General features: G+C 47.3%; 11 protein-coding genes. 4 read left to right on the top strand and 7 right to left on the bottom strand.

The window, feature by feature from the left end; all coding sequences use genetic code 11:
- A partial coding sequence (locus ACOJTG_RS17605; RefSeq protein WP_420155019.1) for a glycosidase occupies nt 1-1153 on the bottom strand: 1153 nt, incomplete at its 3' end.
- Between the two features lie 205 nt (nt 1154-1358).
- Nucleotides 1359-3620 (bottom strand): glycosyltransferase family 4 protein, encoded by a 2262-nt coding sequence (locus ACOJTG_RS17600; RefSeq protein ID WP_420155018.1) that lies wholly within the window; start codon nt 3618-3620, stop codon nt 1359-1361.
- Between the two features lie 293 nt (nt 3621-3913).
- Here ACOJTG_RS17600 and ACOJTG_RS17595 point away from each other — a divergent pair, with 293 nt between their 5' ends.
- The gene (locus tag ACOJTG_RS17595; protein ID WP_420155017.1) at nt 3914-4765 is read left to right on the top strand and encodes an SDR family oxidoreductase; all 852 of its coding nucleotides are present in this window, start codon (nt 3914-3916) and stop codon (nt 4763-4765) included.
- Between the two features lie 54 nt (nt 4766-4819).
- On the opposite strand, the gene ACOJTG_RS17590 is transcribed toward ACOJTG_RS17595, so the two are convergent.
- From ACOJTG_RS17590 to ACOJTG_RS17575, 4 genes are all read right to left on the bottom strand, one after another.
- A complete protein-coding gene (locus ACOJTG_RS17590; RefSeq protein WP_420155016.1) occupies nt 4820-5263 on the bottom strand; it encodes a response regulator in 444 nt (147 codons plus the stop codon).
- Nucleotides 5264-5436: 173 nt separating this feature from the next.
- Nucleotides 5437-5766 (bottom strand): hypothetical protein, encoded by a 330-nt coding sequence (locus ACOJTG_RS17585; RefSeq protein ID WP_420155015.1) that lies wholly within the window; start codon nt 5764-5766, stop codon nt 5437-5439.
- Between the two features lie 27 nt (nt 5767-5793).
- Nucleotides 5794-6339 carry a hypothetical protein gene (locus tag ACOJTG_RS17580; RefSeq protein ID WP_420155014.1) on the bottom strand — a complete coding sequence of 182 codons (546 nt, stop codon included), beginning with the start codon at nt 6337-6339 and terminating at the stop codon, nt 5794-5796.
- A gap of 157 nt (nt 6340-6496) precedes the next feature.
- Nucleotides 6497-7831, bottom strand: coding sequence for an FAD-binding domain-containing protein (locus ACOJTG_RS17575; RefSeq protein ID WP_420155013.1), 1335 nt, complete (start codon nt 7829-7831; stop codon nt 6497-6499).
- Between the two features lie 142 nt (nt 7832-7973).
- On the opposite strand from ACOJTG_RS17575, the gene ACOJTG_RS17570 reads away from it, so the two are divergent.
- Nucleotides 7974-8570: an outer membrane beta-barrel protein gene (locus ACOJTG_RS17570; protein ID WP_420155012.1), complete on the top strand. Its 597-nt coding sequence runs from the start codon at nt 7974-7976 to the stop codon at nt 8568-8570.
- A gap of 65 nt (nt 8571-8635) precedes the next feature.
- On the opposite strand, the gene ACOJTG_RS17565 is transcribed toward ACOJTG_RS17570, so the two are convergent.
- The gene (locus ACOJTG_RS17565) at nt 8636-8779 is read right to left on the bottom strand and encodes a hypothetical protein (RefSeq protein ID WP_420155011.1); all 144 of its coding nucleotides are present in this window, start codon (nt 8777-8779) and stop codon (nt 8636-8638) included.
- 42 nt (nt 8780-8821) lie between these two features.
- Here ACOJTG_RS17565 and ACOJTG_RS17560 point away from each other — a divergent pair, with 42 nt between their 5' ends.
- Both ACOJTG_RS17560 and ACOJTG_RS17555 read left to right on the top strand, forming a co-directional pair.
- Entirely contained in the window at nt 8822-9544 is a 723-nt protein-coding gene (locus ACOJTG_RS17560; protein WP_420155010.1) for a carboxypeptidase-like regulatory domain-containing protein, read from the top strand.
- Between the two features lie 276 nt (nt 9545-9820).
- On the top strand, nt 9821-10216 hold the full coding sequence (locus tag ACOJTG_RS17555; RefSeq protein ID WP_102200570.1) for an Hsp20/alpha crystallin family protein: 396 nt from the start codon (nt 9821-9823) through the stop codon (nt 10214-10216).
- Nucleotides 10217-10262: the final 46 nt, after the last annotated feature.

The raw sequence follows: 10262 nt of genomic DNA, 5'->3' as shown, positions 1-10262 counted from the left end.
CTTTCTGGGGATTGTCCAGATCCAGCAAAAAGACGCCAATGCAGTATTTCCGCATGGCTCCTACCCCGTGACTCAGTACCAGCCAGCCTTCAGGCGTTTCGATGGGTGAACCGCAGTTACCCAACTGTACAAACTCCCAGGGATACTTAGGAGCCAGTAACAACTGACTCGTTTCCCAGAAGTACAGATTGTCGGTTTCCATCAGATAGATGTTCTCCCCATCCTGACGACCCAGCATCACGTATTTGCCATTGATCTTGCGGGGGAACAAAGCCATCCCTTTATTCTTCACTACGTCTCCAGCCATCGTTTTCACGCGGAAATCCATAAAATCCCGGGTTTCGAGTAATTGCGGGAAAATGACTCGTCCGTTGTAAGCCGTATACGTAGCATAGTAGACCTTACTACCATCTTCATCCGTAAACTCCACAAAGCGGGCGTCTTCCATCCCATTCATTTCGTTTGGCGAATAAGGGAATAAAATTCGCTCACTGAGAGCCCGATCATCGCTGTAGTGTACTTCGTAATTAGCTTTCATCAGGGCCAGAATGCCATCCCCAGCTACGCGGTGCGAAGGATAATTGGGATCCTCTTTGACAACTGGGTACACATCCGAATACGAGACGTTCTCGGGCAGGCGGCTGGCGATACTACTGGCAAAGCCATCATCCAGACCTAGTTCATGGATTTTCTTTTTGAATACATCCAGCGTCAGATAGGCCTCCGTGTAGGAATTGGGCGGCGTCACGTACCTCGAGTGGCCATCTAGCCAAATACCGCAGTTCTGATCGACAAATCCGGAACGGAAAACAATGGACGAGATGTGACCTTCGCCCGTGGCTCGTAAACTAATGATGAATCGACGACAACCTTCGGGTAGGTTGTTTTGATCGGGGTGCCAGACAATTGAAGGATTAAACAGGGCGGCGGCTTCCAGGGCGTACTCGTGCGTGAAATAAGCTCCAATGAGTAATTGATGCAAAGGGCTTAATTCCTGCGGTAAATTGAAAAAAGAAAGAATCTCTTTAGCCCGACGATCCAGATACGCTTCAACGGCCTGGTGTCGGTGGCGGAATTCCTGAAAAACCTGAGCCAGCTCGTGTTCTACTTCTTCTTCAGTTAGCGTTAGTAAACGATTGACGATCAAAACCATACGTTCATTTCCTAAATGGAAAGGGCGGAATAGTACCCGGTGCGTATCCGGTTTTATGATCAGGGGATAACGTTCTACGTTTAACAAAGATTCGCTCATGTCATCAAGACAATTAAAGTGAATGTTCTCAACCCTGACCTTTTTCTGAGAAAAGCCAAAATTGAGAACAAGAAAAGTTCAAGAACTAACGGTCGAGTAACGATCGCTATTTAGCTCTCACTGAATTTTTTTCGCTTTTTTTCTGGCTAGCCTGCTGTTGAACCTGAGCCGCTCGAATTTCGGCACGGGCCATCAGATAAGCCAGACAGGATTCAGCTCCCTGATTGTAGTTCACTGAATGCGGTTGTAAGCCATCATAACATCCTCCTGAAGACTCGTCATACAACGCAAGTCCCGTATCGTTTTTACCCAGGTACCAGGCAAAAGCAGTATCGGCAGCTTCCCGCCAGATGTCAAGACCCGAATAGGCATACGCTGCCAGATAAGCTCCAATGGAAGCGGCGGCCTCCAAGGGTTGCTGATCATATACGGCAGGCTCACTACCCATGGGATAAAATCCTTCGGAACCAATGGCCCGGAAGTGTCCCTCGGGGGCCGTCTGTACATCCCGCAACCATTCCAACGTGTGTAAACCTACCAGCTGATGTTCGGGTACGTCTGAACAAAGCAGAGCTTGGGATAAACGGGCATTATCGTACGTTAAAATGGGTTCGAACCAATACCAGTACGGACGAGCCGTTTGGCGTAACAAGGCACACAGTCGATCACCTAATTCACGACGTAGTTCCTGCTTGTGACGGTCACCCGGATAGCGGTGTAAAAACTCCGAAAGACCTAGCATAGTGAAGGCCCAGCTACGGGGCGAGGTCATCTCCAGTACTTTATCAATCGAACGGTTGAATAAATCCTGAGCCCAGGCCCGCAGGTCAGGTCGACGCGTACGGGCAATCAGTCCGCCCAAAGCCCAGATAGCTCGTCCGTGACTGTCATCCGATCCGAAGCTTTCCAGCCACTCCCTTCCGTAAGACATAAAGTTACGGAAACGGCCTACCTGCGGATCGAAAGCATGATTTAGGAATGAGGCAAAAACATCAATCATCCAGGGAATACGGGCATCTACAATTTCACCGTCCGTATCCAGCCACGAAGCCAGTAGCAAAGCTCGGGCGTTGTCGTCCGTACAATAGCCCTCTTCGCGGTGTGGTAAAGTATAACGAGCGTGCTGAATGATTCCCGTAGAATCGGTCAATCGGTATAAGTGATCCAACTTCAGCGTTGGTAAGGCATCAGCATTTAGATCAAGTCGGTTGGTTACGCTATAGCCGAAGAGTCTGTGGTACGAACCAACGGTTTCATGCCATACCATCTGCCGACTGTATTGATAAGCTTCATTGCGAAGTTTATTCCGGTAGTCTGGCTCATCGAACAGATGAATCAACGCTTCTGCGATAGCTTCTGATGAACCAAAGGGTACCAATACACCCCGACCATCGGCCAGTAATTCCTCCGCGTGCCAGTACGGTGTTGACACTACGGCTTTCCCGCTTCCTACGGAATAGGCCAGCGTACCGGAAGTAATTTGAGCTGCATTCAAATACGGAGTCAGGTAGACATCAGCCATTTGCAGGTACTGAAGCAAGTCTTCTTTCTCGACGAATCGATTGTGGAATTGTACGTGTTCGGCTACGCCTAATTCTTCGGCCAAACGAACCAGGCTAGTCCGATACGCTTCTCCGTGTTCACGAATCAGGTTGGGGTGTGTAGCCCCGAGTACAATATATCGCAGATCCGGATGTTTCTTCACTACTTCAGGCAGTGCTGAAATAGCGGTTTCGATGCCCTTGTTGGGAGAAATTAATCCGAAGGTGAGTACTACTTTTTTGCCATCTAACCCAAAAGCTCCCTTGGCTTCGTCCGGATTGGTAAAGGCAACATCCGGAATGCCGTGCGGGATGACTACAATTTTTTCGGGCTCAATTTCATAGATATTTTCTAGGAATTGGCGTCCACGTTCCGACATCACTACTACAAAAGCAGAACGGTCAGCGATTGCACGTAAAATTCGATCCTGATCCGGTGAAGGTTTTTCCAAAATGGTATGGAACGTTGTAATCACGGGCATCTTCAGTCGATCGAGCAAATCAATCACATACTCCCCCGAATTGCCACCGTAAATACCGTACTCATGTTGCATGCAAACCACTTCAACTCCCGACTCATTCAAGTAGCGAGCCGTCTGTACATAGGCTGAACGACTATTTTGATCAAAGGTATAGCGAACTTCTGAAGGATAATCATACTCGCCCGGACGGTCTTCAACCGCTACCACGAACGTATCCAGATCCGCATATCGCTCCTGAAAGTGGGTACGCAAATCGTACGTAAACGTAGCGATACCACATTGACGCGGCAGATAATCACCCAAGAAAGCAATACGACGTACAGGTAGAGTATCAATTAATTTCATAAAAAGCTCATTGGTGTTCATACGACTGATCATTTATACAGGTGAATCTTTCTTTCGGATTAAGTTCCGAAGCTTTTCCTCGGTCTCGTTCAACAGGACTCTTAAGTCCTCCCCTGTTAACTAAAACCTAGTACCAAAACCGTTTTAAGGCGTTTCACGGGTACTTCTGATTATTACTATGAGTATTGTGGCAAGATTTCCCCGATTCCCATTCCTCACTTCACCTTTGTTAAGTACAAACTGAGGTATTGTTTTTTTGCCAATCATGCTACCAACCAAAATAAAATACAACTATGCAAACATCAACACCAGCACAAACGCAGTCGCATCAGACCGGTATTGAAGCCGATATGTACCCTCAGCCCATTTTCATTCGAGACTCCTACAAGGGTGCAGATAAGTTACGCGGTAAAGTGGCCTTGATTACGGGTGGTGACAGCGGAATTGGCCGGTCGGTAGCCGTTCATTTTGCCCGTGAGGGAGCTGACGTAGCCATCGTATACCTGGAAGAAAACGAAGATGCCTACGACACCCGCAAGCTCGTTGAAGCCGAAGGCGTACAGTGTCTGCTCATCCAGGGTAATGTACAACACCCTGAGTTTTGTAAAGCAGCCGTTGAAAAGACGGTTCAGCACCTGGGTCAGCTTAATATTCTAGTTAACAACGCCGCTGAACAGCACCCGCACGAATCTTTTGAGGACCTTACCCAAGCGGAACTTGAAAATACATTCCGCACGAATATTTTTGCTTTTTTCCACTTCACCTGGGCGGCTCTTCCGCACTTGAAAGAAGGAGATAGCATTTTGAATACGACTTCTGTAACCGCTTTTCGGGGTAGTCCTTCCCTGATTGATTACGCATCAACCAAAGGAGCGATTACGGCGTTTACGCGTTCGTTATCTGAACAACTGGCCGAAAAAGGAATCCGGGTCAATGCCGTCGCTCCGGGGCCAATCTGGACTCCCTTGATTCCGGCTACATTTCCAGCCGAAAAAGTGGAAGCTTTTGGGAAAGACGTACCGTTGAAGCGGGCCGGTCAACCCTGCGAAGTCGGCCCCTGTTACGTCTTTCTGGCGTCAGAAGATGCCAGTTACATAACGGGGCAAACCTTACATCCAAACGGGGGTACCGTCATTAACGCTTAGACCATACGTTGCTAGAAAAAGGCAGTGCGATTTGAATTGCACTGCCTTTTTCGATTAGTCGGGTAATTCGGCAGCAGTAAACCAGAAACCAGCCAACTGCTGAATGAGATCCAGTGTTTCGCGGAAGGAATTAGGTTTAACCATGTACGAATTGGAGCCCAGTTGATAGGCTTCCTGAATATCGGAAGGTGAACGTGAGGTCGTAAACACGATAACTGGAATGGACTTTAAAGAATCATCCGCTTTTATTTCGGATAAAACCTCTTTACCGTTCTTGCGGGGCATGTTTAAATCCAGTAGAATCAGGTCCGGGCGAGGACTGGACTCGGGGTTTGCATAACGGCCTCTTCGCTTCAGATATTCGCAACATTCTTCCCCATCCGCCACAAATCGTAGTTTAACCGGATCATAATAATGTGCTAGGGCATCTTTAAATAAATCCTGGTCGTCGGAATCGTCTTCTGCCATTAGTAAGACGAAGTCCAAAGGTTTTTTCATGAAGAAAGAATAGTTGAATTCGCTAGCCGTGTTCTAGTAGGTGTATACAAAAGTAGTACTGCTGGGATTCTAACTCCACTTAGGATAAAACTGTTTAGGAAACGGTATAAAAAAGAAAATCCGGCCACCAGACCGGATTTTGTGTTACTGTACTCGGATCTACGCACTATCTACTAATTTGTATTTGTAAGCGTATTGTCTCCGTACATTTCATGGGTAGGATGCGGTTTCATGATGCCATTTTCACGCGTATCCAGTTGCTCAATTTCGTCGAGTTCGTCGTCGCCGATGACAATGTCCGAGTCCGTTGAAAAATCTTCTTCGATAACGGGCTCTTCCTCGTCAGTAAGGTCTTCATCCTCATCATCGTAAACCGTCAGGTCCTCTTCTTCATATTCCTCATCATCTAAATCATCGACGTTTTCGTCCAGTTCTTCTTCCTCTGGATCAGGTGTCAAGGAGGCTCGAACGTCTTCGTCGATAACCTCGTCAGGGTGAATCATAGCTATGGGTGTTTAGAAAGTTAGAATTTATTCAATACGCGTGAGCTGATCCACGGCAATTTCCCCCTGATCGGTCAGGAGTACTAACGTATTACGGCCCTGTTGCTGACTTTGCCCCATGCCCAGCACAAAATAGGGAGCGGTGCTATAACGTTCGCCCGAATTCAGTGCTAATAAGGACTGTTCAGGATAAAATACGTAGGAAATTCCATTTTGAGTACCTTGCCAACCACCCGTAAGCGTCTTTTCCGGTTCAGTCGTCTCCGTTTCGTCCGTTACTCCCAAGGGTTGCTCCTGGCGAGCATAGACCTGAGCGGCTGGTACTTCGGCGAAGGCCGGTGACTGAGCCGCTAGCGGTGCCAATTGTTCAATTAATTCGGCTAAGCGGGCTTTCAGCGAGTGGTTATTCCAGTCACCGATCATAAGCATGCCGTTTTGCCACTGGCCCTGACCGCCTAATTCGGGCGAATTAAACTGTACTTGTTTTCCGTGCGAGCGTACTAATCCATCCCAGATATGTTGTACGACCGGCAAACTGAAGCCAAATCGTTGAGCCGATTCTTCCAGTATCATTGGTGTTCGTTCTCCCATATGCCTTGTTTTTTTCTCAGATCTTGAAAAATTTGTACCAATCCCGTTCTAAAGGGGTTTTTGCTTTTTAAGAGATGAATTCTTTGACTTATAAACAAACGCTAATAGTATCATAATCAGCCATTCGTATGAAAGATTACTAGGATCTTGCAGAAACGACCCGTCGTTTACGCACGGTCCGTGGAATCCAGCTTTTAGGGGGCATTGGGTACGATCTACCCAAATCTACGCCGTATTTTCGCTGGTCGGCTAGCCGCATTCGCCAAGGTTCGTGCAGGAAACGGGGCGGCACTTGAGCTAATTCCGGTAACCAGATTCTCAGATAATGTATTACATCCGGTAACGTTCGGGATTCCTTCACAGGATTTAGGAATTTCTTCTTTCCGCTGGCTTTCTGGTACGCGTCTAGCAGCATCGGATCAAAATCGAGGGACTGCCGGGCCAGCCACTGCCAGCCTGTAGCTTCATATTCGGGCAAGCGTTGTCGCAGTACTGACAGTAATAATTCCCGTAGTCGCGGAATGAGATAGCCCGTTTCAAGAAAGCAACGCATCGCCGCGTCCACCAATGGTAAGCCCGTACATCCTTTTTTCCAGGCGTCAAACTGATCATTCTCCTGCTCTTGTGGTTCCAGTAACGTAGGCTCGTATAAACGAGCTTGCAGCCTATCGTGTAACCACAGTTTTTGTTGAAACAGCTTCAGGGCCTCTACATGAAACCCTTCCTCCATCGCTTCAGACGCCGCCTGATACACTTCCCGAATTGAAAGATTCCCCCACGCCAGGTAAGCCGACAGTCGACTGGCATTGTACCGACTCAGGTACGGATTGTCTTCCGCCCGGGCGTACTGCACGGCCCTAATTTTGACAAAACTCGTTAACCATTCCTGAGCCTGCGTAAAACCGCCGCGTTGGAAATGAAAGTCGCGAATATGAAAAGGGTGTAAGTCATCCACCGCGGACAAGTGTTCCGTAAAGCCAGCTCCGAGTGATACTGTTTTCAGTTGCGATAGGTCAAGCGTCGGTATGGGTTTTCGCATTGCCTGCTGCCAGCGGCGTTTGCCCTCGGACTGATGGAGATCGGCTCCCGAAACCTTCGGGAAGCGTACCCACTCTACTCCTTCGCTTTGGCAATAATCCTCAATGGCTTTATTGCGTTGATGCAGTACCGGCAGTCCGGTTTCTTCGTACGAGAAAATTGTTTCTACGCCATACCGACGGTGCAGCCGTTGCAGTACGGCCAGGAAGTCATTCCGAATAATGTGCAGGGTATGATGCTGGCGTTGAAAGGCCGCCGTCAAATCCTGCAATGATTCCCGGATAAACCGTCCATGACGTTTATCAAAATGTGGGTCTTTTAGTAACAGGGGTTCGTAACAAAATACAAGCACTACCGCCTGCCCTTCTGCCAGAGCCGCCTGTAAGGGAAGATGATCTGAGCATCGTAGATCTCGTTGAAACCATAAAATATTCATACGGATACTGCCATTCTATTCACTAAAAACGAAAGAAGTATACCAACTCGAACCTTCGAAAGAAAGGCTCATTCATATAGAATTTGACTGTCTGACCGTTTTAGCTTTGTTTTGTGAATAAATTTAGAACCTATATCGGCCGATGCTTCGACGAATTCTCCCCCTTTTGTCCCTGATTTTCATTACGTTGCTTGGTACAGAAGCTTCCGCTCAGGTGCTACACCTAAAGCCTCACTATGGTTTAAAAGCCGGACTCACTTCAGGGTATACCATTCGTAGTCCGAAAGACGACGTAGTTTCCCGCTTTAATTCAGGCCTGCACTTCGGTGGTTTTTACCGGCAGCGTTTCAATAAGTTTGTGATTCAACCGGAAGTGGTTTTGACGCAACGCGGTGGTGCTTTGAAAGCCAACAACGTTGTTACCCGTAATTCCTTTTATTACGCCACCGGGGCAGCCGTATTCGGTTACGTCGTAACGGAAGGATTGACGCTAGAGGCAGGACCGGAATACGCCTACGCCCTGAATGGACCGGAAAGTACGCCCCGTGGACCTAATAACCGCAGTGATTACGGTTTCACCGCTGGTCTTCGGTACGATTTCATGGACGCTGCTGACAAGGTTAGCCTGAACTTACGCTACAGTCGTGGTTTTAACAATGTGATTACGACCCAACCCGGAGTAAATTTCTATAATCAGGCCGTTCAGATTTCACTGATTTACAATTTCTACAAAGAGTAGTCGTTATTTAGGAAAATAAAAAGAATAAAAAAGACGCCCGTAGGATGCAACCTGCGAGCGTCTTTTTACATCTGAGCCTTGAAGGCTCCGCCCGCGTTCCGAACAATGGCACGCGTTTGGTACAGTTGTAGATTTTGGGAGAAGAAATACGGGGTTTCGTCCTCTAAAATCTGATAGTAACCATGAATACTCGTCGAAAAGCAATACATTTGTTTACAGTAACATTTGCCAAGGGCAATTCTTTATTCTGCATGACAAAACGATTAATCATAGCACTTTCGGCTCTTCTGCTTGTGGGCTTATCCACGGAACACGGAATGGCTCAGGGGCAAGTTAAAGCGATTCAGTTCTCCGGCGTAGTTGTGGGTGGAAAGCAATCCGAAGTGTTGCCCTCCGCTACGATTAATATTGCCAATACAGGTCGGGGTACGGTTACTTCCAACAACGGCTATTTTAACATTCCAGTTTTCCCGGGTGACAGTATCATCTTCAGTTATACGGGTTATCGCAAACAATACCTGGTCATTCCGAAAAACTATAATGAGCCTTCGTATTCAGCTAAGGTTCAGTTACGGGAAGATGCCATTACGCTGCGGGAGGTGAAGGTCTATCCTTTCCGGAATTTCGAAGAATTCAAGAAGGAATTCCTGACCATGAATTTACCCGATCAGCAGGAACGCGAAGCACTGGCCCGGAATATGGATCCCGATTACTTACGCAGGTTGGCGGCCATGCAGGGTTCCGGCGTGAACTCCAGTTTCCAAGCTTCCCAGAATCAGATTAGCAATTACAACGCTAATAAGGGTTTTGCCAATACCATACCTTTCTTTAACCCATTGGCCTGGGCTAGTTGGATCAAATCGGTGAAGGATGGAGCTTTGAAAGACAACTCCTGGAAGGATATCTATAAAGATGCTCCTACGCTGAATACAAACCGGGACTCGTACATCCGGCAACAACGTCGAAACAATTAAGAGCGTAACAAGCTATATTTTAGGGAGGCTGGTCATTGCAACCAGCCTCCCTTTTTTTAGGCACCTATTCACCAATTCATTCATTTTTGCTTGAATAAGCCTCCTGAATCACTCTTGTACTAATCCATTATAAAATAGGTTTACGACGCTACAGGCCCCATTTTCCCTGTCAAAATAGCATAAAACGTAGAAATAGGTCTACATAATTCTGCCAGTTTGACTTGGCTACTCTTCTGGAAAGGTGTTTTTCTATATAAGGGAAAAACCCATAAAGCCATGAAACCGCAAATCTCAGTACCGAAAGAAATTCTCGCTAATATAGACTTTGCAAATACGTTGAACGGTGGTCGGACTGAATCATTAGTCTGGGTAAACCGCGGCGAGGCGGGCTATGAAGTATTTGTAAAAATGCCAGGCGTTGATCCTGATGACTTACAGGTTGATATTGAAAACGGCCACTTATGGCTGTACACCCTGCACCCTGTATTGAAAGTAAACGAAGAGGAAGAAGTAGAAAGCTTCTTACCTTATACGGTGGGCGATCTGTTGATTCCGAGTGACGTAGACGTCGAACATATTTCGGCACGTTACCGCAACGGACGTTGGCGAGTATTCCTTCCTTTCAGCGAAGATGAAGGATTACAACGTCACATTGATCTTGATTGGGAATAAGTGATTGTTTGGTCTTTCTTTTGGACTGGGATTGCTTAGAAATATC

The organism is Siphonobacter sp. (genome assembly GCF_048595215.1).
In the GTDB taxonomy this organism is placed as follows: Bacteria; Bacteroidota; Bacteroidia; order Cytophagales; family Spirosomataceae; genus Siphonobacter.
This window is presented reverse-complemented; position numbering and strand designations above follow the sequence as displayed.